This is a genomic window from Streptomyces sp. HUAS MG56, assembly GCF_058673395.1.
Genome location: NZ_CM178722.1, coordinates 9332898 through 9356271, shown reverse-complemented (window position 1 = coordinate 9356271; position 23374 = coordinate 9332898). Strand labels below are relative to the sequence as shown.

At 73.6% G+C, this 23374-nt stretch carries 21 protein-coding genes; 14 read left to right on the top strand and 7 right to left on the bottom strand.

Translation table 11 applies throughout. The features are described 5' to 3' along the window. Positions 1 to 100 precede the first annotated feature (100 nt). The 7 genes from AC4OXY_RS43120 (at position 101) to AC4OXY_RS43090 (ending at position 9531) form a co-directional block, all read left to right on the top strand. On the top strand, positions 101 to 880 hold the full coding sequence (locus AC4OXY_RS43120; protein ID WP_356037038.1) for a polysaccharide deacetylase family protein: 780 nt from the start codon (positions 101 to 103) through the stop codon (positions 878 to 880). A gap of 181 nt (positions 881 to 1061) precedes the next feature. After that, on the top strand, positions 1062 to 2273 hold the full coding sequence (locus AC4OXY_RS43115) for an EfeM/EfeO family lipoprotein (RefSeq protein WP_491992433.1): 1212 nt from the start codon (positions 1062 to 1064) through the stop codon (positions 2271 to 2273). Further along, positions 2270 to 3496: an iron uptake transporter deferrochelatase/peroxidase subunit gene (gene efeB / locus AC4OXY_RS43110; RefSeq protein ID WP_491992432.1), complete on the top strand. Its 1227-nt coding sequence runs from the start codon at positions 2270 to 2272 to the stop codon at positions 3494 to 3496. Before AC4OXY_RS43115 ends, efeB begins: the two co-directional genes overlap by 4 nt. 227 nt (positions 3497 to 3723) lie before the next feature. Beyond that, complete coding sequence (locus AC4OXY_RS43105; protein WP_491992431.1) at positions 3724 to 5523, top strand: phospholipase C; 1800 nt, start codon at positions 3724 to 3726, stop codon at positions 5521 to 5523. A 117-nt stretch (positions 5524 to 5640) separates the two neighbouring features. Continuing rightward, complete coding sequence (locus AC4OXY_RS43100) at positions 5641 to 6666, top strand: aminoglycoside phosphotransferase family protein (RefSeq protein WP_491992430.1); 1026 nt, start codon at positions 5641 to 5643, stop codon at positions 6664 to 6666. Between the two features lie 104 nt (positions 6667 to 6770). Beyond that, the gene (locus AC4OXY_RS43095; RefSeq protein WP_402063763.1) at positions 6771 to 7805 is read left to right on the top strand and encodes a hypothetical protein; all 1035 of its coding nucleotides are present in this window, start codon (positions 6771 to 6773) and stop codon (positions 7803 to 7805) included. 106 nt (positions 7806 to 7911) lie between these two features. Continuing rightward, entirely contained in the window at positions 7912 to 9531 is a 1620-nt protein-coding gene (locus AC4OXY_RS43090) for a N,N-dimethylformamidase beta subunit family domain-containing protein (RefSeq protein ID WP_491992429.1), read from the top strand. A gap of 21 nt (positions 9532 to 9552) precedes the next feature. Here the strand turns inward: AC4OXY_RS43090 and AC4OXY_RS43085 are convergent, their stop codons facing one another. Beyond that, positions 9553 to 9813 carry a hypothetical protein gene (locus tag AC4OXY_RS43085; RefSeq protein WP_356037023.1) on the bottom strand — a complete coding sequence of 87 codons (261 nt, stop codon included), beginning with the start codon at positions 9811 to 9813 and terminating at the stop codon, positions 9553 to 9555. A gap of 51 nt (positions 9814 to 9864) precedes the next feature. Further along, a complete protein-coding gene (locus tag AC4OXY_RS43080) occupies positions 9865 to 10473 on the bottom strand; it encodes a TetR/AcrR family transcriptional regulator (RefSeq protein WP_356037021.1) in 609 nt (202 codons plus the stop codon). 233 nt (positions 10474 to 10706) lie between these two features. Between AC4OXY_RS43080 and AC4OXY_RS43075 the strand changes: the two genes are divergently transcribed. The 3 genes from AC4OXY_RS43075 to AC4OXY_RS43065 all read left to right on the top strand — a co-directional run bounded on the left by AC4OXY_RS43075 (position 10707) and on the right by AC4OXY_RS43065 (position 14320). Beyond that, a complete protein-coding gene (locus AC4OXY_RS43075) occupies positions 10707 to 12179 on the top strand; it encodes an APC family permease (RefSeq protein WP_356037019.1) in 1473 nt (490 codons plus the stop codon). A 45-nt stretch (positions 12180 to 12224) separates the two neighbouring features. Further along, on the top strand, positions 12225 to 13796 hold the full coding sequence (locus tag AC4OXY_RS43070; RefSeq protein ID WP_491992428.1) for an amidohydrolase: 1572 nt from the start codon (positions 12225 to 12227) through the stop codon (positions 13794 to 13796). 131 nt (positions 13797 to 13927) lie between these two features. Next, a complete protein-coding gene (locus AC4OXY_RS43065) occupies positions 13928 to 14320 on the top strand; it encodes a VOC family protein (protein ID WP_491994730.1) in 393 nt (130 codons plus the stop codon). 12 nt (positions 14321 to 14332) lie between these two features. Here the strand turns inward: AC4OXY_RS43065 and AC4OXY_RS43060 are convergent, their stop codons facing one another. Next, positions 14333 to 15025, bottom strand: coding sequence for an NAD(P)-dependent oxidoreductase (locus tag AC4OXY_RS43060; RefSeq protein ID WP_491992427.1), 693 nt, complete (start codon positions 15023 to 15025; stop codon positions 14333 to 14335). Positions 15026 to 15220: 195 nt separating this feature from the next. Between AC4OXY_RS43060 and AC4OXY_RS43055 the strand changes: the two genes are divergently transcribed. Next, positions 15221 to 16216 carry a sigma-70 family RNA polymerase sigma factor gene (locus AC4OXY_RS43055; protein ID WP_491992426.1) on the top strand — a complete coding sequence of 332 codons (996 nt, stop codon included), beginning with the start codon at positions 15221 to 15223 and terminating at the stop codon, positions 16214 to 16216. Between the two features lie 5 nt (positions 16217 to 16221). Here AC4OXY_RS43055 and AC4OXY_RS43050 read toward each other — a convergent pair whose 3' ends face one another. Next, positions 16222 to 17418 carry a right-handed parallel beta-helix repeat-containing protein gene (locus AC4OXY_RS43050; RefSeq protein WP_491992425.1) on the bottom strand — a complete coding sequence of 399 codons (1197 nt, stop codon included), beginning with the start codon at positions 17416 to 17418 and terminating at the stop codon, positions 16222 to 16224. Positions 17419 to 17638: 220 nt separating this feature from the next. Then, positions 17639 to 18577: a class A beta-lactamase gene (gene bla, locus AC4OXY_RS43045; RefSeq protein WP_491992424.1), complete on the bottom strand. Its 939-nt coding sequence runs from the start codon at positions 18575 to 18577 to the stop codon at positions 17639 to 17641. Between the two features lie 130 nt (positions 18578 to 18707). Between bla and AC4OXY_RS43040 the strand changes: the two genes are divergently transcribed. Then, complete coding sequence (locus AC4OXY_RS43040; RefSeq protein ID WP_491992423.1) at positions 18708 to 19688, top strand: LysR family transcriptional regulator; 981 nt, start codon at positions 18708 to 18710, stop codon at positions 19686 to 19688. 8 nt (positions 19689 to 19696) lie between these two features. Continuing rightward, a complete protein-coding gene (locus AC4OXY_RS43035) occupies positions 19697 to 20608 on the top strand; it encodes a serine hydrolase (protein ID WP_491992422.1) in 912 nt (303 codons plus the stop codon). 60 nt (positions 20609 to 20668) lie between these two features. Here AC4OXY_RS43035 and AC4OXY_RS43030 read toward each other — a convergent pair whose 3' ends face one another. Continuing rightward, the gene (locus tag AC4OXY_RS43030) at positions 20669 to 21322 is read right to left on the bottom strand and encodes a response regulator (protein WP_356036999.1); all 654 of its coding nucleotides are present in this window, start codon (positions 21320 to 21322) and stop codon (positions 20669 to 20671) included. Next, positions 21319 to 22461 carry a sensor histidine kinase gene (locus AC4OXY_RS43025; RefSeq protein WP_491994729.1) on the bottom strand — a complete coding sequence of 381 codons (1143 nt, stop codon included), beginning with the start codon at positions 22459 to 22461 and terminating at the stop codon, positions 21319 to 21321. The genes AC4OXY_RS43030 and AC4OXY_RS43025 overlap by 4 nt, the downstream gene beginning before the upstream one ends. 285 nt (positions 22462 to 22746) lie before the next feature. On the opposite strand from AC4OXY_RS43025, the gene AC4OXY_RS43020 reads away from it, so the two are divergent. Then, entirely contained in the window at positions 22747 to 23322 is a 576-nt protein-coding gene (locus tag AC4OXY_RS43020; protein WP_356036997.1) for a GlcG/HbpS family heme-binding protein, read from the top strand. Positions 23323 to 23374 lie beyond the last annotated feature (52 nt).

Sequence of the window (23374 nt, the reverse complement as noted above, 5' to 3'; positions counted from 1 at the left end):
TCCGTGATCGGTAACAGAGGGATCCCGTGATCAACCCGGCCCGTCCTGACAGGTGCACAGGAACTCGGCGGTACGACACGGAAACAGAACAGGGGCGGACATGGCGCGGCACAACGGGCGGGGTTGGTACGGCCGGATGATCGCAGCGGCGGTCGGCGTGACCGCGGTCGCCGCCGCCACCTCGGTGTGGACCGCGCAGGCCGGTCAGTCGTCGGGCGGCAGCGCGGCGGCGGCGCCGGGTGCCTCGGCGCGGCACACCGCACCGACGTCGGTCACCGTGTCCCCCGACATCGCCCACGCCTCGGACGGCGGCGCGCACGCGGTCAACATCACCATCGACGACGGTCCGGACCCGGTGTGGACCCCGCAGGTGCTCCAAGTGCTGCGCGAGAACGGGGTGAAGGCGACGTTCTGCATGATCGGCCCGCAGGCGCAGGCGCACCCGGACCTGGTCCGCCAGGTGGTGGCGGCCGGGCACCGGCTGTGCGACCACACGGTGTCGCACGACACCACGATGGACAAGAAGTCCGAGGCCTACCAGTCGCAGCAGATCCTGGACGCCGAGCAGCAGATCACCAAGGCGTCCGGTGGCGTCCGGCCGATGTACTACCGGGCCCCGGGCGGAGCGTTCACGCCGTACAGCCGGGAGCTCGCCGCCGCGCACGGGATGCGGCCGCTCGGCTGGAACGTGGACTCCAAGGACTTCGAGCGGCCGGGCACCCAGACCATCGTGGCCACCGTCCGCGGCGAGCTGTCCAACGGCCCGACGATCCTGTTCCACGACGCGGGCGGCGAGCGCTCGCAGACCGTGGCCGCGCTGCGCATCCTGCTGCCGCAGCTGAAGCAGCAGGGCTACTCCTTCGGCTTCCCGGTCCGCTGAACGGGCCGCTGGACGGGCCGCCGTAGCGGGCGGCCACGCCCGATGGCCTGCGATCACGTCCGGGAACACCCTGGTGAACCCAGGGCGAAATCTTGGCCACCGATTCCTGGGTGCGGCTGTTCGGATCCGGAGCGACGCCTACCATGAGGCCACTGCACACGTCGTTCCGGAAAGGCTCGCCATGCCGTTGCCTCGCCTCGGCACGCGGTCCGTTCGTCTCCGGACGGCACCCGTCGTGTTCGTCGCCCTCTCCGTGGCCCTCGCGGGCACGGCCCTGGCACTGTCCCCCGGGGACGGGCCCGGCGGCGGCCACACCGGCGCCGACGCGACCCGGCACACCGTGATCGACGTGTCGCAGAGCCACTGCGGCAGGGGCTGGACCCGGCCCGGGCCCGGGGTGCGCACCTTCGATCTGCACAACTCCTCCGACGGCGCCGCCGAGGTCTATCTCGAAGATCCGGCCAGCCATGCGGTGTACGGCGAGGTGGAGGGCATCGGGCCCGGTACGACACGGCAGTTGACCGTGCGGCTGGGCAAGGGGGCGTACGCGTTCAAGTGCGTCCCGGACGACGCCGACGCGGTCACCGGGCCCACCGTGTACATCGCTTCGGGGCAGCGCGGCCCGGGTGCGGCCCCGGTCACCGAACACGACCTCATCCCGCCCGCCCTCACCTACCAGAAGTGGGTCGGCGGCGGACTCGACGACGTCGTCCGGCTGACCACGCGGCTGCAGCGGGACATCGACGGCGGCGACCTCGCCACCGCCCGTACGGACTGGCTGCCCGCACATCTGGAGTACGAGCGCCTCGGGGCCGCCTACGACGCCTTCGGGGACGCGGACGCGCAGGTCAACGGCACGGACGCGGGGCTCGCCGACGGCGTGCACGACAAGGGATTCGCCGGGTTCCACCGGATCGAGTACGGGCTGTGGCACGGCGAGTCGGCCGACGGGTTGCGCGCCCCGGCGACGGCGCTGGTCAAGGCCGTGACGGGGCTGCGCGACACTTGGTCGCAGACCCGGATGGACCCGGCCCAACTGGGGCTGCGCGCGCACGAGATCCTGGAGAACACCGTGCAGTTCGAGCTGACCGGCCGCACCGACTACGGCAGCGGCAGCAACCTCGCCACCGCCCGCGCCAACCTCGACGGCACCCGCGAGGTGCTGTCCCGGCTGCGCCCGCTGCTGACCACCCGGTACGCCGATCTGCCGGGCCTGGACAAGGAGTTGGACCGGGCCCAGCACACCCTCGACGGCTTCCGGAAGGGTGACGGCTGGACCTCGCTCGACGAACTGACCCGCGCCCAGCGGGAGCAGGGCGACGCGGTCCTCGGAGATCTGGTGGAGCGACTGGCGTCGGTGGCCACCCTGTGCGACCCGCGGAGGACCGTGTGAGCGGCGACGGACGACCCGACGGCCTGGCCCGGCGCGGCTTCCTGCGGGGTGCCGCCCTGGCGGGGTCCGGTCTCGCCACGAGTGCCGCGGCCGCACCGGAGACCACCGCCGCCACGCCGGACGCGATCGCTCCCTTCCACGGGGTGCACCAGGCATCGGCGATCGCCGCCCCGCGCCGTACCAGCGTCTTCGCGTCCCTGGACGTGACCGCCGAGTCGCGCGCCGAACTCGCCGACGTGCTGCGCACCTTGACCGACCGGGCCCGCTTCCTCACCGCCGGCGGAACACCGGCGCCCGTCGGCATCACCGGTCCGCCCGCCGACTCGGGGGTCCTCGGTGACCGACTGCCCGCAGGCCGGCTGGCCGTCACCGTGGGCGTCGGCGCCTCGCTCTTCGACGACCGGTACGGGCTCGCGGCCCGCAGGCCCCGGCGGCTGACCGCGATGCCCGCCTTCCCGGACGACGACCTCCGGGCGGACTGGTGCCACGGCGACCTCAGCCTGCACCTGCACGCCGACGACCCGGACACCACGCTGCACGCGCTGCGGGACATCGCCCGGCACACCCGGGGCGCTCTCCAGGTGCGCTGGCGGCTGGACGGCTTCAGCAGTCCGCCCCGCCCGTCGGGCACCCCGCGCAACCTGCTGGGCTTCAAGGACGGCACCGCCAACCCGGACGCCACGAGCGCCCGGGAGATGAACCGGCTGATCTGGGTCGGCACGGGCGCGGGCGAGCCGGAGTGGGCGGTCGGCGGCAGCTATCAGGTGGTGCGGCTGATCCGCATGCTGGTGGAGTTCTGGGACCGGGTCTCGCTCGGCGAGCAGGAGCGGATGTTCGGCCGCGCCCGGGTCTCCGGCGCACCGCTGGACGGCGACCACGAGCACGACACACCGAAGTACGCGGACGACCCCAAGGGTGACGTCATCCCGCTGGACGCGCACATCCGCCTGGCCAACCCGCGCACACCCGCCACCGCCGACCAGCGCCTGCTGCGCCGTGCCTACAACTACGACCGGGGCATGGACGCCAACGGCAACCTCGACATGGGCCTGCTGTTCTGCTGCTACCAGCAGGACCTCAAGCGGCAGTTCGAGACCGTGCAACACCGGCTGGCGGGCGAGCCGTTGACGGACTACATCAAGCCGTTCGGCGGCGGCTACTTCTTCGCCCTGCCCGGCGTACGGGACGCGGCCGACTGGTACGGACGGGCCCTGCTCGGCTGAACCCGCCGCGCTCCGCCCGGCCGAACCTGTCCGGACAACTTGGCGGCCCGTAGGGTCAACACACAGTCAAGTTTTGCCCCAACATCCATGACTCGGTGTTCACTCGCAGGCCATCATGGCTCCGCCGGCGCGCCGCGCGACAGGCACAACATCCGTGCTCGTACGACGTACAGACGTTCTGTCCGGAGGGGTTGACCATCATGGCCAGCAGAGGAAGACGAGCCGCTATGCGGAGCCTGGGAGCGCTCGCGGGCGCCGCCGCGCTCACCGTGCTCGGCAGCAACGCGCCCGGTTGGGCCGCGGCGCCCGAGACGCACGGCGGGCATTCCTCGACCGCCACGCCGATCAAGCACGTGGTCGTGCTGTTCGACGAGAACATCTCGTTCGACCACTACTTCGCGACCTACCCGAAGGCCGCCAACACCGACGGCACCAAGTTCACGGCGTCGAAGAACACCCCCAAGGACATCGACACCCTTGCCCACGCGGGTCTGCTGACGAAGAACCCGAACCAGTACGCACCGAAGCGGCTCTCGCCGTCGCAGGCGATGACCTGCGACCAGAACCACTCGTACGGGGCCGAGCAGTACGCGTACAACGGCGGCAAGGCCGACCAGTTCGTGCAGAACACCGAGGTCGACAAGTGCAGCGGCGGCCTGTTCGGCGAGCCGGGCCTGGCGATGGACTACTACGACGGCAACACCGTCACCGGCCTGTGGAACTACGCCCAGCACTACGCGCTGAGCGACCGGTCCTACAGCTCGAACTACGGCCCGTCCACGCCGGGTGCCCTGAACCTGATCTCGGGCAACACGCACGGCGCGGTCTCCATCGACCCCAAGACCGGGCAGCAGACCGCGAAGCCGGACGCGTACGCCATCCAGTCGCCCGACGCCAAGGGTGTCGGCACGGTCATCAACGACCCCGACCCGGCCTGGGACGACTGCTCCGGCAAGGACCACACGAGCACCAACGCGCTGGCGTCGCTCCAGGGCAGGAACATCGGTGACCTGCTCAACGGCAAGAAGGTGACCTGGGGCTGGTTCCAGGGCGGCTTCCGTCCCTCGACCGCGTGGAACGGCGCGTCCGGCTCGTACGCGAAGTGCGACACCACGCACACCAACGTGGGCGGCGCGGCCGTGTCGGACTACAGCCCGCACCACAACCCGTTCTCGTACTACAAGTCGACGGCCAACCCGCACCACCTGGCGCCGAAGTCCGTCTCCGAGATCGGCCACAACGGTCAGGCCAACCACAACTACGACCTGACCGACTTCTCCGCCGCGCTCAAGGCGGGCAAGCTCCCGTCCGTCAGCTTCCTGAAGGCCGGCGAGTACCAGGACGGCCACGCCGGCTACTCGGACCCGACCGACGAGCAGCACTTCCTGGTCAACGAGATCAACGCGATCCAGAGCTCGCCGCAGTGGAAGTCCACCGCGATCGTGGTCGCCTACGACGACTCCGACGGCTGGTACGACCACGCCTACGTCACCCCGAAGAACGGCTCGACGGACTCCGCGACCGCCTCCAACGGCAAGGCGACCGACAGCCCCGCCTGCCAGAAGGGCCCGAAGGCCGCCGGTGGTTACGCCGACCGCTGCGGCCCCGGCACCCGGCAGCCGCTGCTCGTCGTCTCGCCGTACAGCAAGGTGAACAAGGTCGACCACACGCTGACCGACCAGGCGTCCATCACCCGCTTCATCGAGGACAACTGGAAGACCGGCCGCATCGGTGACCACTCCTTCGACGCCACGGCGGGTTCCCTGTCCGGCATGTTCGACTTCCGGCACCCGAACGACAAGCAGGTGCTGCTGAACTCCGACGGCTCGGTCAAGCACGTCGGCCCGGTCCGGTACGTCGCCCCGGTGAGCACCAGCATCACCCCGGGCCCGGCGATGCAGAACACCGCCGCCACGACGGACGCCTCCGGCTTCCCGACCCTCCCGGTCGGCCTCGGCGTGGGCGCCCTGCTGGCCGCGGGCGCGACCGGCACGTACCTGACGCTGCGCCGCAAGCAGCGCGCCTGATCCATCGCATGCGGACGCGCCCCCGGTCGGTGACCGGGGGCGCGTCCGCATACCGGCGGCCGAGCGGGAAAATGGCTGGCCATGGGGCGTTCGTGCTGGTGGGATGGTGTGGTGACGATGCGACAACGGCGTTCGGTCACCGTCGACCGGGGAGCCTACGCGGACGCGGTGACCCCGTGGGAGCAGGAGCCCTGGCGGGCCTCGGCGCTCGACTGGGTGAAGGAGCGGCTCGCCGAGCGAGGGCTGCGGGTGAGCGGTGACCTCGCGGTGCGGCTGCGACCGTGGTCGGTGCTGGTGCGGGTGCCCGTCGACGGGCGTGGTGCCGAGGGGCCCGGCGCGGTCTGGTTCAAGGCCAATCCGCCGGCCAGTGCCTTCGAGGGCCCGCTGACGGCCGCGCTGGCCCGCTGGGTGCCGGAGCACGTGCTGGAGCCGCTGGCGGTCGACGCCGGGCGCGCGTGGGTGCTGCTGCCCGACGGGGGCGAGCTGCTGCGGACCGCGCTGTCCCGGGCCTCGGTCGAACCGCTCGTCTGGCAGCGGCTGTTGGGCCAGTACGCGCGCATGCAGCGGGCGCTGGTCCCGTACGCGGGCGAGATCGAGCGACTGGGAGTGCCCTGTGCCCGGACCGCCGCTCTGCCCGAGGTCTTCGACCGGCTGCTCGCCGGGGCGTCGGCGCTGGAACCGCAGGCGCGCGCCCGGCTGGAGCGGCTGCGGCCCCGCCTCGCGCACTGGTGTGCCGAACTCGCGTCCCTCGGCATCGAGGACACCCTCGACCACGCGGACCTGCACGACGGCCAGCTCTTCCGGCCCGCGCCGGACCGGTTCACCTTCTTCGACTGGGGCGACGCGGCCGTCTCGCACCCGTTCTGCAGCCTGCGGATCCCCGCCGAGAAGGCGATGGCGCGGTACGGCCCGGACGTCCTGCCGCGGCTGCTCGACGCCTATCTGGAGCCGTGGGCGGGGCCCGGCCGCACCCCGGCGGACCTGCGGCGCGCGGCCCGGCTCGGGTGGCGGCTGAGCGCCCTGAGCCGTGCCGCGTCCTGGGGCCGGGTCTTCCCCGGCCCGTCGGGCCCGCCCCCGGTCGCCGCCCAGGGCGCGCAGTCCTTGCTGGAACTCCTCAACGAGCCGCCGTTCCCGGCACGTTGACCGGCCACCCCGTCAACGCGGGACGGCCTGCTCCAGGGTCCCGCCGCGAGCCGGACCCGCGCCTGCCCTCGCCCACGCCCCGCCCACGGCGGACACTGGACCGTATGACCCGCACTCCCGTGCCCGCGGCTCCCCCGCCCGGCCGCCGGGCCGTACTCGTGTCCCTGGCCGGCATCGCGGTCGCGGGCTGCTCCCGTCACACGCCGCAGCCTGCGTCCCGCACGGCGCGGCAGTCCGGCACACCGGCACCGTCGGCATCGCGGCCCGCGCCCGCCTCCTCGTCCCCGTCACCCGCCTCGGCCTCCTCCGCTCTGCCGCACACCACACCCTGGCGTCCGACCTCGGCCGAGGTGCAGCCGGCGGCCAAGCTGCGGGCCGTACAACTGGTGGAGGCCATCGGTGCCTGGGCCGCCGGGCGGGGCGGAGCGGCGGCGGCCCGGGCGCGGGTCGCGGCGCTCGGGCTTCCGAGCGGACTCGTCGGGCAGGCCGGCCCGCTGCTGCCGACGGCCGACCAGGCGGCCCTTCAGGTCGTGGACGCCCAGTACGGCGGGATCCTCTCCCGGTCCGCCAGTGTGCTGGTGGTCTGCCGGCAGTGGACCCGGCACGGCGGCACGGTGCGGGCCGGCGGGACGACGCTCGACGTGCGGCTCTCCGCGTCCGGGGGTGCCTGGACGGTCGACGCGCTGCATCCGGCGCGGCCCGGACCTGCGGCCCGCTCACTGGCCTCGGACGTCCGCGCGGCGCTGGCCGACGACCGGATCGTGCTGCCGCCCGCCGCCGCGGCCGACCTGCGCAGCGGTCAGGTGCACAGCAGCGTGGCGCGGGCGATGCTCGCGCTGGCGCGGACGTACCGGCTGGAGGTGAGCGTGGTCCGCTCCGGGCATCCGCTGGACGTGTTCGGCACCGGCCGGCCCAGCGACCATCCGCGCGGGCGGGCCTTCGACGTGTGGCGCATCGACGGGCACGCGGTCGTCGACCCGGCGACCCCGCGCTCCCTGATCGAGCGGTTCATGCGGGACGCGGCCGCCGCCGGGTCGTACAACGTGGGCGGCCCGGTGCTGTTGTCCGGCGGCGGCGCCGACCAGTTCTTCAGCGACGCCACCCACCACGACCACGTGCACGTCGGCTTCCGTACCTGACGGGACCTGCCGTCACCCGTACGGACGCACCCGGCCCCGGCGTTCCCGCGTCGGCGCCGCCCTGCGGTTGCGCCGGACGGGTGAGCTCCCGGACGCTGGAGCACGGATGTATCGGACGTATCCGGCACAGACGTATCCGGCACAGACGCTTCCGGGAGGTGACGTGGCCCTGGAACCCGGCCCCACACCCGCGCGCGACGGCTCCGGTCTCGGCCGCAGGAGCTTCCTGACCGTGTGCGCGGGCCTCGGCCTCGGCACAGCCGCCGCGTGCACGGCCGCACCTCCGCACACGCGCCCCGGCGCCTCCCCCGGCGGACGACTGCGCCCCGAGTCGGAGCGGGACGCGCCGGGTACGGCCGACTGGCGGCTGGGCTCGACGGGCCCGGCGGACGCGGTGGCCGGGTACGCGGACCGGGTGAGCGTGACCCCGGGCGAGACCTTAGCGCTGCATGTGTCGACCACCGCCGCGTCGTTCCGGGTGTCCGCGTTCCGGGTCGGCTGGTACGGCGGCCGGCAGGCCCGCCGGATCTGGGCGTCGCGGCGCATCCCCGGCCGTGCCCGGCCGGCCCCGCGCGTCCTGCCCGCCACCCGCACCGTGCGCGCGGACTGGCCGGCGGCACTGACCGTGGACACCACGGGCTGGCCGGAGGGCGCGTATCTGCTGCGGCTGGAGGCGGACACCGGCCACCAGCGGTACGTGCCGCTGATCGTCCGCTCCACCGAGGGTGCGGGCCGTACGGTCCTGCTGCACGCGCCGGCGACCTGGCAGGCGTACAACCGCTGGGGCGGCAGCAGTCTGTACGCCGGTGCGTCCGGGGCGTACGCCACACGGTCCCTCGCGGTGAGCTTCGACCGGCCCTACGACGCCGACGGCGCCGAGAAGTTCCTGGTGTACGAGCGGGCGCTGGTGGTGCTGGCCGAGCGGCTGGGCGTCCCGCTCGCCTACAGCACGGGCATCGACGTCCACCGGGATCCGGGCGTGCTGCGGGGCGCGCACGCGGTCGTCTGCCTGGGGCACGACGAGTACTGGACGCCCGAGCAGCGGGCCCATGTCACCGCGGCCCGGGACGCGGGGACCAACATCGCCTTCCTCGGCGCCAACACGTGTTTCCGGCGGATCCGGCTCGCGGCGGGGGACGGGGCGGACGACCGTACGGTGGTCTGCTACAAGTCCGACTGCCGCGCCGATCCCCTCTACGGCTCGCGGCCGGCGCTGGTCACCACCGACTACCGCCTGCCGCCTGCGCCCGACCCCGAGTCCTCGCTGACCGGGGTGCTCTACGAGGGCTATCCGGTCGACGCGCCCTATGCGGTCCGGGCCGCCGACCACTGGCTGTACGAGGGCACCGGTGTGCGCTCCGGCGAGGGCTTCGCGCATCTCGTCGGCGTCGAGTACGACCGGGTGACGCCCGGCGCACCGACGCCCGGCCCGCTGGAGATCACCGCGCACTCGCCGCTGGTGTGCGGCGGGCGGCCCAGCCACAGCGACTCGGCCTACTACACGACCGCCGCCGGGTCGGGTGTGTTCGCGACCGGGACCATGCGCTGGGTGGAGGGCCTGGTGGCCGGGACCGGCGTGCTCGGCCGCGACCACGGGATGGACGGCCGCACCCGGGACTTCGTCACCCGCACCACGGAGAACCTCCTGCGCACGTTCGCCCGTGGACCGGCGGCCCGGCACGCCCCGCGGCCGCGGGCCAACGTGCGTACGGTGTACGACACCTGACGTGACGTCAGGCAGGGCTGCTCAGCCGGTCGCGATGCCCTGTCCGCCCGACCGCATGTGCTCCCTGCGGGCGTTGTTGTAGGCCCGCAGGTGAAGCTTGGCCACGGCACAGGCGGCACCGTCGGCCTGGCACTGACGGCACGTCCGCACGTGCTGCTCATAGGTGAGGCGCGCGTTTTCCAGCGCTTCGTGGGAAGAGGACATGGAGATCTCCGGGCAGGGCGCGTCACGCGGGACGACGCCTGGTTGACTGACGAGTAACACCGGAGCCAAGGTGATCATGTTACTGGCGGTACTGGGAAACTCGCCGGTAACCACGCTCGCGAAGCGCCCTCAGCCGTCCTCGCGCAGCGCCCGCGCGTGGTTCAGGAACGCCGTCAGCCCCACCTCGAAGGCACGGTCGGCACGGCCCTCGCCCACCGCGGCGAGCGCCTGCGCGAGGCGCGGGGTCGGCGCGTGGTCCGTCAGCTCCCACATGGTCTCCGGCGCGGCGAGGTCGAGGGCGGAGCCCAGCACCAGGTTCTCCAGGGCGATGATCAGCGGCATGATCTGCGCATGGCCGAAACCGGCCGCGAGCAGCAGGCTCACCGCACGCTCGTACTGCGCGAGGACCCGGGGCGCACGGACCGGCGAGGTCATGAGCAGCGGGATGGCCCGGGGGTGCGCGGCGAAGGCGGCGCGGTAGGAGCGGGCCCAGGCCTCCAGGGCCCCGTCCCACGGAGTCAGCTCCAGGGTGCCCGGATCGATCGCCGAAGCGACGCGCTCGCGCAGCAGTTCCACTATGCCGTCGCGGCCGTCCACATGGTGGTACACCGAGCCGGTCTGGGCGCCGAGCCGACGGGCGATCTGCGGGACGCTGAAGTCGCCGCTCTCGTCGATCAGTTGGAGCGCCGTCGTGGTGATGCGCTCGCGGTCGAGGAGCGGTGTGCGCGGCCGTCCCATGGTCGTCGTCTCTCCCTGAGGTCCGCCCGGGGTCTTCCCGGATGCCCAACGGCAGGTTACATTGCGAAAACCGAAAGCCTTTAGGTTTACGGCTCCGGGCGCCCGCCATCCCTCCCGGGCACCGGGAGACGCCGGCGCGCCCCGCCCACCCCGTCGCGCCCGCCGGCGCCCGCGAACCCGGACGCCCCACCACCGGGACCCCCTCCCCTCCGCCGCCAGAAGGGCTCCCCCGCATGTCCGTGTCCACCTCGGAACTCCCGGAGGACCTCCCCGAGGAGCGGGCGCCGTCCGGCGCGCCCGGCCTCCGGCCCGGTTCCCTCGGCACCGCCGACATCGCCTTCTTCGTCGTCTCCGCCGCCGCGCCCCTGACCGTCATGGCCGGGGTCGCCCCGCTCGCGATCCTGCTCGGCGGGATCGGCGCGCCCGTCGGCTACCTGCTCGCCGGGCTCACCCTCGCCGTCTTCGCCGTCGGCTTCACCACCATGAGCCGCCATGTGACCAGCGGCGGCGCCTTCTACGCCTACATCACCCGGGGCCTCGGCCGGCCGGCCGGCATCGGCGCCGCCCTCCTCGCGCTGATCGGCTACAACGGCATGGAGATCGGCGTCTACGGCCTGCTCGCCACTACGGCCCGCGACACCCTGCACACCCTCACCGGCGCCGACGTGCCCTGGCTGCCGGTCTCGCTGGCCGGGCTCCTGCTCATCGGCTACGGCGGCTACCGCTCGATCGACTTCGGGGCGAAGGTGCTCGGCGTGCTGCTCGTCGCCGAGACCGGCATACTCGTGCTGCTCGCGGGCGGGGTGCTGGTGAAGGGCGGCGCGCACGGGCTGTCCCCGGCGTCGCTGGCGCCGTCGCACGTGCTGGTGCCCGGGATGGCGGCCGTACTCGCCTTCGCCTTCGCGGCGTTCACCGGCTTCGAGTCGACCGTGATCTACCGCCGCGAGGCCCGCGACCCCGGGCGCACCGTCCCGCGCGCCACCTACCTCGCCGTCGGATTCCTCGGTCTGTTCTACGCGTTCGTCGTCTGGATCGCCGTCCAGGCCTTCGGCGACGACCAGGTCGTACGCGCTGCCGGGAAGGACCCGGCCGGGCTGTTCTTCACCGCGATCACCACCTATGTGGGCGGCTGGGCCGCCGACCTGATGCACGTCTTCATCGTCACCAGCGTCATCGCCTCCCTGCTCGCCTTCCACAACGCCATCAACCGCTACGCCCTCGCCCTCGCCGAGGAGGGCGTCCTGCCACGCCGGCTCGGCCTGATCCACCCCCGGCACCGCTCCCCCTACCTCGCCGGTCTCGCCCAGACCGTGCTCGGCGCGATGGTCGTGCTCGCGTTCTGGGCGGCGCACGCCGACCCGTACCAGCAACTGCTCCTGTGGGTGAACACCCCGGGAATGATCGGCCTGTTGCTGCTCCAGTTGCTGGCGGCGCTCGCGGTGCCCTGCTACTTCCGGCGGGTGCGCCACACGGAGGGCAGGGTACGCACGGTCGTGGCACCGGTGCTCGCCGCCGTGCTGCTGGCGACCGCGATCACGCTGGTCGTGGCCCACATCGACCTGTTCACCGGCGCCTCCCCGGCGGTGAACACCCTCCTCGTCGTCCTGGCACCGGCCGTCTTCCTGCTCGGCCTGCCGCTGGCCCGGTGGCTGCGCCGGCACCGCCCGGACGTGTACGCGCGGTTCGCCGCCGAACCCGCCGACTGACCCCCACCACCGCCAACACCCGCCATCCGTAATGGAGTTGTCACCATGCCCGCTGCCGACCTCGTCCTCACCGGCGCCCAGGTCCGCACCCTCGATCCCGCCCGCCCCACCGCCCGCGCGGTCGCCGTGCGCGACGGGGTGATCACCGCGGTCGGCGAGGCGGCCGACGTACGGGACTGGCGCGGGCCCGGCACCGAGGTCGTCGACCTGCACGGTGCGCACCTCGTGCCCGGCCTGGTCGACGCGCACAGCCATCCGGTGTGGGGGCTGGACATGGCGACGGGTGTGGACCTGTCCGGTGTGACGGACCTGGCCGGGCTGCGCGCGGCGCTGGCGCGGGCCGAGCGGATCGGGGGCTGGGTCCTCGGGTACGGCCTCGACCACAACGCGTTCGAGGGCCGCCCGGTCCATCACGACCTGATCGCGGACGTCCTCGACGGCGCCCCGGCCTTCGTCCGCCTCTACGACGGCCACTCGGCGCTCGCCAGTGCCGCCGCGCTGGCCGCCGCCGGGGTGACCGGTCCGCGCGCCTTCGCCCAGCACGCGGAGGTGGTGTGCGACGCGACGGGACGGCCCACCGGCCATCTGGTCGAGCATGCCGCGATGGACCTGGTGGCGGACCGCGCGCCCCGGCCGTCGCACGCCGAACGGCGGTCCCGGCTGCTGGAGTTGCTGTCCGCCATGGCCGCGACCGGACTCACCGGCGCCCATGTGATGGACGGCGGCGACCTCGACCTGGTCGAGGCGGTGGCGCGCGAGACGGTGCTGCCGCTGCGGCTGCGGTTCGCGCCGTGGTGCATGCCGGGTGCCGACGCCGACGCGCTGCGGGAGCTGGTGCGGCTCCAGGGGCGGGGCGGGCGGCACTGGCGGGTCGGCGGGGTCAAGTTCTTCATGGACGGCACCGTCGAGGGCGGCACGGCGTGGCTGGAGCACCCCGACTGCCACGGGCAGGGCACCGCCGCGTTCTGGCCGGACCCGCGGGCCTACGCCGAGGCCGTCCGCACCGTGCACGCGGCCGGTGTGCGCACGGCCACGCACGCCATCGGGGACGCCGCCGTACGGCATGTCCTGGACACCGTCGCCTCCCTCGGGCCGGGCGGGTACGGCGCCCACCGGATCGAGCACGTCGAGACCGCTCCCGACGAACTCCTGCCCCGCTTCGCCGCGTTGGGGGTGGCGGCCTCGCTCCAGCCACCGCACACCGGATACACGCGCGACGACGGCACCGACGAGTGGTCCCGCAGGCTGGGCGGCGAACGGGCCGGGCGCGCCTGGCGGCTGCGGGACCTGCGCGAGGCGGGCGCCACCCTCGCCCTCGGCTCGGACTGGCCCATCGCGCACCACGACGTCCGCGCCGTCCTGGCCACCGCCCGCCGGCCGAAGGGCGCCGCGGCGCACCGGCCCGGCCTGACCCCGCTGCAGGCGCTGGAGGGCTGCACCAGCCACGCGGCAGCGGCGGCCGGGGAGTCGGACGTCGCCGGCCGGATCGCACCCGGCTGCCGGGCCGACCTCACCGCGCTGGCCGTGGACCCCGTACGGGCCCCCGGCGACGAGCTGGCCGCGGCCCCGGTCGCACTGACGGTGACCGGCGGGCATGTGGTGCACCGGGGCGGGTGAGGAAGGGCCGGCCCGACCCGTCCGGCGTCGACGCACCGGCGACGACCCGACTAAGATCGGAAGTGGCATCGCGTGCCGGTCACCGACCGGGTGAGGCATGGAGGTGTCAGGACATGCCCTGGAGGCATTCCTTGTCCGTCGAGTTGAACCACACCATCGTCCACGCCTGGGACAACCGGGAGTCCGCCGAGTTCTTCGCCGAGCTGCTCGGCCTGGAGATCGCGGGAGAGTGGGGCCCGTTCGTCGCGGTGGCCCTGAGCAACGGCGTCACGCTGGACTTCGCCAGCGTCCCCGAGGGCCAGATCGCCACGCAGCACTACGCCTTCCTCGTCTCGGAGGAGGAGTTCGAGGCCGCGTACCAGAAGATCAGGGAACGCGGCATCGAGCACTACGCCGACCCGCACCGGCAGAAGCCGAACGCGATCAACCACAACGACGGCGGCCGCGGCGTCTACTTCATGGATCCCGCCGGTCACGCCATGGAGCTGATCACCGTCCCCTACGGGGGCTGGCCGAAGGCGTGACCGGGCCCACCGTCACCCGCCGAACGCCTCCTTCCTGATCATGTCGAGGAGGCGCGGGGTGCCCTCGGTGGTGCGGACGTCGAGAAACGCCCGCACATGCTCCCCGGCGACGGCCTCGCGCACCAGCGCGTGCGCGAGGTCCGCCCGGGAGGTGAACCGTCCGGGCAGCCGGGCGGGCGCCAGCCGGTAGTCGCTCACCGCGTCGGTGTCGAAGAGACCAGCGGGCCGCAGCACCGTCCAGTCGCGGTCGCTCGCTCCGACGATCTTCTCCATCCGGCGCATGTCGTCGTAGACGGTGCGCCCGACGACCCGGGCGAAGAAGGGCTCCAGCACCTTCCGGAAGAAGACTCCCTCACCGGGCGCCGGCACGTCGAACATGATGGTGGAGGAGACGCACACCAGACGGCGGACGCCGTGCAGGGTCATGGCCCGGGTGATGTGCGTGAGGCCCGCCGAGTACACGGTGACCGGTGCCCGGCCGTACGGGACGCCGAGGGCGGAGATCACTCCGTCCTGCCCCGCGACGACGCGCTCCACCGCCGTTGCGTCCAGGACGTCGGCGGCCTCGATCCGCAGCCGGGGCCCGCCGGGCGGGAAGGCGTCGGGGTGCCGGGTCACGGCGGTGACGGTGTGACCTGCGGCGGTCGCCTGCGCGGTGACCTGCCTCCCGGTCGGCCCGTTCGCGCCGAAGACGACGAGTTTCATGGGCTTCTCCTCGCTGCGGGGTGCTGCTGCCGTGGACCGAGAGGGCCCGGACGGCGGCGGGTGTGACAGCCCCGGCGCGGGATGAGACCTACGGCACACGACCGCCCCGCGATGTCACACTCCGGGGACCGCGGCCCTCTGGGTGGGGAGAGTCGTCGCGAGGGGGACGTGAGGACGTGAGGAGAGGGGGACGCCATGGCCGACCGGCGGACGCCCGCGGGGACGGACACCGCCACGCAGGCCTTCCTCGACCACCGTGAGCTGCTGTTCGCGGTGGCGTACAACATGCTGGGCACCGTCGCCGACACCGAGGACGTGCTCCAGGAGACCTGGCTGTCCTGGGCGGGCCGGACGGGCGGCGGGGACAGCGGGGAGGGCAGGCACGGCGGGGAGAGCGGGGAGGGCGGACAGACAGCGGAGATCACGCATCCGCGCGCCTATCTGGTGCGGATCGCCGTGCGGCACGCGCTCGCGCGGCGGGCCCGGATCGCCCGGCGGCGCGAGACCTACGTCGGCCCGTGGCTGCCCGAACCCCTGCTCACGGACGGCCCCGGCAGCCCGGCGGCCGGTGCGGACGCCGCCGAAGAGGCCGTGCGCACCGAGTCGGTCTCGCTGGCGATGCTGGTCGTGCTGGAGACCCTGACCCCGCTGGAACGCGCCGTGTTCGTCCTGCACGAGGTGTTCGGCTACCCGCACCCCGAGATCGCGGACATCCTCGGCCGCAGCCCCGCGGCCGTACGGCAGCTCGCGCACCGCGCCCGTACCCGGGTGCGCGCCCGGCGCCCCCGCTACGAGGTCCGTCCCCGGGTCCGGCGGCAGGCGGCGCAGCGGTTCGTCGCCGCGGCGCTCGGCGGTGATCTGGGAGCGCTGCTGGAGATCCTCGCGCCCGAGGCCACCCTGTGGACGGACGGCGGCGGCAAGGCGCAGGCGGCACCCCGCCCGATCCGCGGCCGGGACAAGGTGGCCCGCGCCCTGACCGGCTATGCCGCACGCTCGGCGGCGGGACTGGAGTTCCGTCACCGGGACGTCAACGGCGACGCGGCCGTGGTGGTGTTCGAGGACGGCTCCCCGCACGCGGTCATGGTCATGGACCTCGACCCGGACGGCGAACGGGTCCGCGCGGTCTACCTCGTCACCAACCCGGACAAGCTGCCGGCCGTGCCGCCGGACGGGACACCTCTGCGGCCGTAGCGCCGTTACGGCGTCACGACCTTGCCGCCGAAGGTCACCACGAGGTGGCCGTCCGAGGCGAAGGACCAGCCGAGGGACCCGGAGTACGAGGAGCAGCGGGAGCCGTTCGTCCCGCTGTAGAACTGGTTGGAGCTGTCGGAGTCGCCGGAGATCTTGTCGTTCGAGCCGCTGACGGCGAAGCGGCACGAGGTGTTGCTCCGGAACACCGAAGTCCCCTTGTCGAAGGAGAAGTTGCGCTCGGTGTTGTCGATGCTCGCATTGCCGGAGATCGCCATCGTGCCCGGGTTGCCGTTGTAGGTGAACCCGTGGTGGCCGTTCCGGTAGGCGATGTCGTGCCGCACGACGCGATCGACCGCGATGCCGCCGCCGAGCTTGTAGCCGTTGCGGTCGCCGTTGGGGTTCGTGGTGCCGTCGGTGAGCGTCCCGTTGCCGTACGACAGGGAGTACTCGATGGTCACCGGGCCGATGGCACCGGTGTCGTTCTTGGCGTAGAGGTCCCGGCCGTCGTCGATGTTGTTGTGGGAGACGTCGTAGCGGAAGACGTTCCCGGTGCCGGTGGTGAGCTTGGAGGCGAAGCCGTCGGCGTTCTCGCCGGTGGAGTCCATGTTGTCGTGCGACTCCGAGCTGACGACCAGGTTGTTCGACGGCCACTGGCTGCTCGGTGTACCGGAGCCGATCCGGCCGAGCTGAAGGCCCGTGTCCCGGTTGTAGGCGGTCACCACCCGCTCGATGACGTTGTTGCTGCCGCCGACGTAGATCCCGTTGTCCCCGGCGTGCTCGACCGTGAGGCCGTAGAGGTGCCAGTAGTTCGCGTTGAGCTGGATCCCGCGGTTCGACGAACTCGCGCTCTGGCCCGAGAAGTTGAGCACCGGGGTCTCCCCCGGGTAGGCGGACAGCGTGGTGCGGGCACCGGAGGTGCCGTTGCTCCCGGCCGGGATCGTGACCGTGGAGGAGTAGCTGTACGTGCCCCCGCGCAGGTAGATCGTGCCGCCGGCGGCGATCCGGCCCATGGCCGAGGTGAGCATGGTCGGCGCCGACTGGGTGCCGGCCGCGCTGTCGGTGCCGCTCGGCGACACGTAGAGCACGGTGGCGGCACCGGCGGCTTGCGCACCGGTGGTCGCTGCCTGTGCCGTGGTGCCGGAGAACGCGGCGAGCGTGCCGGCGAGCAGACCGGCGCACGCGGCGGCTGGCCTGAGTGGCATCGGCTTGTCTCCTCAAGTCCGCCTCGGCAGTGCGGGATTCGGGCGAACCGAGGGGGTGAACTCCGCTGCCGGGCGTGACATCGTGAAGGCAGGAGGGAAGGCGCTTTCCCGGTCCCGCCTTCACGACGCCAGAGAGCAGCCACGCATGCGTCGACTGTCATGTGCATGATTAAAATTCACATGACAGAACGGCATGTGCGAGGAGCGGCGGCCGCCGCGGCTACTCGCCCGGGGCGAGCGCGCCGGCCAGGATGCGTGCCGCCTCGGCGACGAGCGCGTCGTCCGCCGGAGCGTCCTGAGCGCTCTTGGCCGACAGTACGGTCAGCAGCAGCGGGGTCCCGCGGGTCGTCCAGGCCACGCCGATGTCGTTGGCGGTGCCGTAGTCACCGGTGCCGGTCTTGTCCGCGAGGACCCAGTCGCGCGGGAGCCCCGCGCCGAACCGCGCGCCGCTGGTGGTGTTGCCCTTCAGCCAGCCGACGAGCCGCGCCCGGTCGGCCCGCGCGAGCGCGCGGCCGAGCGTCAGCCGTGCGAAGCTGCCGCCGAGCGCCTCGGCGGTCGTGGTGTCGCGCAGGTCGCCGGGGATCGCGCTACCCAGGTCCGTCTCCCACCGGTCGAGCCGGCTCACCTCGTCGCCGAGCGAGCGGAAGAAGCGGGTGAGTCCGGCCGGACCGCCGATCTCGCGCAGCAGCAGGTTGCCCGCCGCGTTGTCGCTGTACTGGATCGCCGCCGCGCACAGGTCCGCGACCGTCATGCCCGTGTCCACGTGCTCGGCGGTGCGCGGCGAGTTGGGCAGGATGTCGTGCGGGGGATAGTGGACCACCTTGTCCGGCGGGGCGCAGTCGCCGTGGTCGCGCAGGACGGCCGCGGCGGCGAACGCCTTGAACGTGGAACACATCGCGAACCGCTCCCCCGCCCGGTACGACACCGTCCGACCGGTGCGCAGGTTGCGGGCGAACACCCCGAGCCGGGCACCGTGCCGTTGTTCCAGTTCGCTCAACTCGGCCTGACGATCGAGTTGTTGGGCACGGGGCGCCGCCGACGCGGCGGGGGCGGAGAGGGCGCCGGCCGTCACGGCGGCAGTGGTGACGGCGACGCCCGCCCTGAACAGGCCGCGCCGGGCCAGGGTGTGCAGGTGGTCGGGGTGGTCGGGGCGGGTCATGGGCACAGTCCTCCCGGTCGAGCCGTCGCCGGCTTCCTGGATCTTCGACGGGGACAGCGAAACAGCCGGACAGCACTCATGTCCAAGAGGGAACTTTGAACACCTCATGCCTTATTGATATGAGTGCGGGATGGATCTCCTGGCGCACCTGGACGCGTACGTCGCGACGGCGGACGAGGCGAGCTTCTCCCGGGCGGCCGACCGGCTCGGCATCGCCCAGCCCCTGCTCAGCCGCCGTATCAAGACGCTGGAGGACCACTTCGGCGGCCTGCTGTTCGACCGCTCCCGGCGCCAGATCACCACCACCGAGCTGGGGGTGCTGCTGCTGCCGTACGCGCGTGACGTACTGGACCGGGCCCAGCGGCTGCGGCAGGTCGCCGAGACGGCCGGGCGGGGCCGGGTGCGCGCCGTCGGGGTGCCCGCGCACTGCGCCCCGGCGGCACTGGCCCGCGCCATCCGGGCCGGCGCCGAGCGCGGAGTGACCCTCGGCGTACGTGAACTGCCGCCTCAGGAACGGCTGTCGGGCCTGTCCGACGGTTCGCTCGCCTACGCGCTGGTGCGGGTGCCGCCGGAACAGGGCGCGCTGCGGGTGCCGCTGGGGGTGGCCGCGGCGCCGGACGCCGCGGATCTGCCCCTCGGGGGCTCCCGGCGCGTGCTCCATCTGGAGGAGCTGCGGCCGCGCCGTGCCCGCGGCGGCCGGCCTGTCGCCGCGTCGCCGGTGCTGACCCTGCCGGAGGACCAAGTGCCGTACCACGAGGACCGGTTGGAGCATGCCGTGGCCCGGGCTGGCCTGCCTCCGGGCCGGTTGCGGCCGGCCGGGTCCGCGGCCGCCGCGCTCGCCGAGACCCTGGCGGACCGGGCGCTGCTGCTGTGCGCCGAGCCGTTCGCGCGGCAGAACGGGGCCGACTGGATGCCGCTGGCCGACCGGTCGCTGCACCGGGGCTACGAGATGGCCGCGGCCGCGGAGCGGGGCGGTTCGGCGGCGGTGCCGGGCTGGCTGGCGGGGCTGCTGGCAGCGGCCGTGGGGGCCGCCGGTGACGGGGCGGGCGGGCCGCGGTCCGGGCTCGCCACGGCGGATGACCTCCCGGTGCGGCTGGCGGCACGCGGATGAGCCCGGCGGTGGTGTACGTGGGCGACGGCGGCGCGCTGACGGACGTGGCCGAGGCCATCGCCGCGGACTGGGCGGCGCTCGGCGTACGGGGTTCGTTCCTCGCCCGCAATCTCGACACAGGCGACCAACTCGGTTTTGACGTACAGGAGTTGACGCCGCTGGCGTCCGTGGTGAAGGTCCCGCTCGCGCTCGTCGTGCTGGACCGGATCGCGGCCGGGGACCTCGACCCCGGACACCCGGTGACTCTCGACCCGGCCCGCACCAGCGTCGGCCCCACCGGGCTGGCGGCGTTCCGGTACCCGGCGACGGTGGCCGTCGGCGACCTGCTGTTGTCGATGCTGTCGGTGAGCGACAACGCCGCCGCGGACGCCCTGCTCGATCTGGTGCCGGTGGCGGAGGTGGACGCGCGGCTGCGCGCCTGGGGGTGCGGGGAGCTGCGGATGCGGCACCGGATGAACCACATGTACGAGTGCGCGGCGGGCGCCGCCGGCAACGACTTCTCCCTCGCGCTGGACCTGGCGGTCCGGGACGACGGCACGGACCGGCAGACCATCGAGACCCTGGACCCGGCCCGTGCCAACGCCGGCTCCGCGGCGGCGCTCGTGGAGCTGCTGCGGCGCGTCTGGTGCGACGAGATCTCCGCTCCCGCGGCGACGGCGGAGTTGCGGCGGCTGATGGGGTTGCAGGTCTTCACCCAGCGGCTGGCGAGCGAGTTGCGGGCGGACACGTTGCGGTGGAGCGGGAAGACCGGGACGTTTCTCCATCTGCGGCACGAGATCGGGGTGGTGGAGGCGGCGTCGGGGGACCGGGTGGCGATCGCGGCCCTCTCGCGCGCCGGGCGTCGGGCGGGTGTCGCCGCGGACGTCGACTGGGCGATCGGTGTCGCGGGCAGGACGGCGTTCGAGGCGCTGCGGGGGTGAGAGGGCAAGGCGGGTGAGGGGTGCGGTCCGCGACAGCGCCGTCGGTGCGCCGGGGACCGTTCACGACAGCAGTCGTTGTTCCTTCGCCACGGCCACCGCCCCCGCCCTCGTGTCCACGCCCAGCTTGTCGTAGATGCGGCGCAGGTGGGTCTTGACCGTGGCCTCGCTGATGTAGAGGGCCTTGGCGATGGCGTGGTTGGGCAGCCCCTGGGAGAGGTGGGCGAGGATGTCGCGTTCGCGCGGGGTGAGCGCGGGGCGGGGGTTGCGCAGGCGGGACATGACGCGGTCGGCCACGGGCGGGGAGAGGGCCGGGCGGCCCTGGGCCGCCGCGTGGATCGCCGTGAAGAGGTCCTCGGCGCGTTCCGCCTTGAGGAGGTAACCGGTGGCGCCCGCCTCGACGGCGCGGGTGACGTCGGCGTCGGTGTCGTAGGTGGTGAGGACCAGCACGTGCGGGGCGGGGGTGAGGGTGCGCAGGCGGCGGGTGGTCTCCACGCCGTCGATGCCCGCGCCGAGTTGCAGGTCCATCAGGACGACGTCGGGAGTGGTCCTGCGGGCCAGGGCGAGGGCTTCCTCGCCGCTGCCCGCCTCGCCCACGACCTCGATGCCGGGGGCGCTGTGCAGCAGGGCGAGCAGCCCGGCGCGTACGACGGCGTGGTCGTCGCAGACGAGGATGCGGACCGGCGCCGGGGCGGCCGGCTGCGGGCGGGTGGTCATCGGGGCTCCAGGGGGATCGCCGCCGACAGGGCGGTGCCCTCGCCCGGTGCCGACTCGATGGTGAGGGTGCCGCCCAGCTGGCGCAGGCGGGCCCGGATGGCGGGCAGGCCGTGGCCGCGCTGTTCGTCCGTCGTGGCTTCGCGGATCGCCCGCCCGTGCGGGTCGAAGCCCTGGCCGTCGTCCGTGACGTCCAGGACGATCTCGTCGTCCAGGCAGGTCAGCGTGAGGGTGGCGGTCGTGGCGTGGGCGTGTTCGCGGACGTTGGCGAGGGCGCCCTGGGCGATGCGCAGCAGGGCCGACTCGACGGGGGCGGGGAGCGGGTCGGGCGGGGTGCCCTCGCTCTGGACACGGACGGTGAGCGCGCGGGTCGTCTCGCGCCCGGCGACGGCGCGCAGGGCCTGGAGCAGGCCGCCGCCCTCCGCGAGGTCGGCAGGGGTGAGGTCGTGGACGAAGCGGCGCGCCTCGGCGAGGCTGCGTTCGGCGATCGCCGCCGCCGTACGGACGTGGTCCCGGGCGGTGCCGGGCGCGGTGTCCCACAGCCGGTCGGCGGCCTGGAGCAGCATCCGCTGGCTGGACAGGCCCTGGGCGAGGGTGTCGTGGATCTCCCGGGCGAGCCGTTCGCGTTCGGCGAGGGTGCCCTCGCGCCGCTCGGTGGCAGCGAGGTCGCGCCGGGTGCGGACCAGGTCGTCGATCAGGGCGTCCCGGCGGGCGGCCTGGCGCTGCATGACGACGAACACGGTCGCGGCGATGGCCGCCACGGCCGGCGGTGCGAGCAGCACGTTCGGGTCGGGCCAGCCGGCCAGGCTGAGCTGGGCGGCCACCGCGAGGGCCGTCAGCAGCGCCACCAGCGAGAGCGCGGCGCGCGGCGGGAGGGTGCGCAGGCCGGTGTAGAACAGCGGGACCGCGCACCAGGCGAAGCTCGGCGCCAGGACGACGAGGAGGGCCCACGTCGCGACGACGAGCGCGAGCCAGGTCAGCCGGCGCGGGGTGGGGCGGGTGCCGAGGGCGGGACCGAGGACGTAGAGCACCGCCAGCAGCACGGACAGGGCGATGATCCAGGGGGTGTGGGGCCCTTCGGCGTGCCGGGCCAGGTACCGGGCGAGGGAGGCGGCCAGCAGCACGAAGAACGCCGTGTGCATGACGACGGTGAGGGCACGGGTGTCGTCCCGCTCGGGTACGGGGGCTGCCGATGCCTCTCCGGTCACCTGCCGACACCTCCCTGGACACCGCTCTGAACTGGGCAAACACCTTCCATTGTTCCCTGGTCCTGCGCATGCGGGGTCATCCGATCGGATGACCCCGGGGACGACCGGTCCGGCGACGGGGTGCGGGCGGCTCCGGGCCGAGGATCGATGGCGGAAGCGGTTGCGGACCTGGTCCGGACCCGGTTCCCCCGACTCACCCGCACAGGAAGGTTGCTCGTCATGTCCAGCCGTAGGAAGCCCTCCCGCCGTACCCGTGTCCTCGTCGGCGGTGCCGCTCTCGCCGTGATCGGCGCGGGCGTCGTCGGTACGGTCGCCGCCAACGCCGCCGACTCCACCGGCACCGCCTCCGCCGCCTCCGCCGCCGCTCCGGTGGCGGTCCGCGGCGGGGACCTCACCCGGAGCACGCATCTGACGCTGGCCGCGGCCGAGAAGGCGGCGCGGGCCGCGCTGGACGCCGCAGCGAAGGAGGGCCGGCAGGTCTCCGTGGCCGTCGTCGACCGCAACGGCAACGCCCTGGTCACCCTGCGCGGGGACGGGGCGGGCCCGCAGTCGTACGAGTCCGCCGAGCGCAAGGCGTACACCGCCGTGTCCTGGAACGCGCCCACCTCGGAGCTGGCCAGACGGCTGGAGCAGGCGCCGACGCTGAAGGACATCCCGGGCACGCTGTTCCTCGCGGGCGGCGCCCCGGTGACCGCCGAGGGTGTCCCGGTCGCGGGCATCGGGGTCGCGGGGGCGCCGTCCGGTGATCTGGACGAGCGGTACGCGCAGGCGGGCGTGGCGGTCCTCGGCCGCTGACGCACCGGGAAACGGACGGGACGTCCGGGTCCGCCCTGCTGGGCGGACCCGG

Bases quoted from the DNA above. Each gene is read 5' to 3' on its own strand.
- AC4OXY_RS43085 (WP_356037023.1), bottom strand. From the start codon at position 9,813: ATGATCACCTTGGCTCCGGTGTTACTCGTCAGTCAACCAGGCGTCGTC.
- AC4OXY_RS43080 (WP_356037021.1), bottom strand. From the start codon at position 10,473: ATGGGACGGCCGCGCACACCGCTCCTCGACCGCGAGCGCATCACCACG.
- AC4OXY_RS43075 (WP_356037019.1), top strand. From the start codon at position 10,707: ATGTCCGTGTCCACCTCGGAACTCCCGGAGGACCTCCCCGAGGAGCGG.
- AC4OXY_RS43070 (WP_491992428.1), top strand. From the start codon at position 12,225: ATGCCCGCTGCCGACCTCGTCCTCACCGGCGCCCAGGTCCGCACCCTC.
- AC4OXY_RS43050 (WP_491992425.1), bottom strand. From the start codon at position 17,418: ATGCCACTCAGGCCAGCCGCCGCGTGCGCCGGTCTGCTCGCCGGCACG.
- bla (WP_491992424.1), bottom strand. From the start codon at position 18,577: ATGACCCGCCCCGACCACCCCGACCACCTGCACACCCTGGCCCGGCGC.
- AC4OXY_RS43020 (WP_356036997.1), top strand. From the start codon at position 22,747: ATGTCCAGCCGTAGGAAGCCCTCCCGCCGTACCCGTGTCCTCGTCGGC.
- AC4OXY_RS43115 (WP_491992433.1), top strand. From the start codon at position 1,062: ATGCCGTTGCCTCGCCTCGGCACGCGGTCCGTTCGTCTCCGGACGGCA.
- AC4OXY_RS43095 (WP_402063763.1), top strand. From the start codon at position 6,771: ATGACCCGCACTCCCGTGCCCGCGGCTCCCCCGCCCGGCCGCCGGGCC.
- AC4OXY_RS43120 (WP_356037038.1), top strand. From the start codon at position 101: ATGGCGCGGCACAACGGGCGGGGTTGGTACGGCCGGATGATCGCAGCG.
- AC4OXY_RS43090 (WP_491992429.1), top strand. From the start codon at position 7,912: ATGTATCGGACGTATCCGGCACAGACGTATCCGGCACAGACGCTTCCG.
- AC4OXY_RS43100 (WP_491992430.1), top strand. From the start codon at position 5,641: ATGCGACAACGGCGTTCGGTCACCGTCGACCGGGGAGCCTACGCGGAC.
- AC4OXY_RS43060 (WP_491992427.1), bottom strand. From the start codon at position 15,025: ATGAAACTCGTCGTCTTCGGCGCGAACGGGCCGACCGGGAGGCAGGTC.
- AC4OXY_RS43025 (WP_491994729.1), bottom strand. From the start codon at position 22,461: ATGCACACGGCGTTCTTCGTGCTGCTGGCCGCCTCCCTCGCCCGGTAC.
- AC4OXY_RS43055 (WP_491992426.1), top strand. From the start codon at position 15,221: ATGGCCGACCGGCGGACGCCCGCGGGGACGGACACCGCCACGCAGGCC.
- AC4OXY_RS43030 (WP_356036999.1), bottom strand. From the start codon at position 21,322: ATGACCACCCGCCCGCAGCCGGCCGCCCCGGCGCCGGTCCGCATCCTC.
- AC4OXY_RS43040 (WP_491992423.1), top strand. From the start codon at position 18,708: ATGGATCTCCTGGCGCACCTGGACGCGTACGTCGCGACGGCGGACGAG.
- AC4OXY_RS43105 (WP_491992431.1), top strand. From the start codon at position 3,724: ATGCGGAGCCTGGGAGCGCTCGCGGGCGCCGCCGCGCTCACCGTGCTC.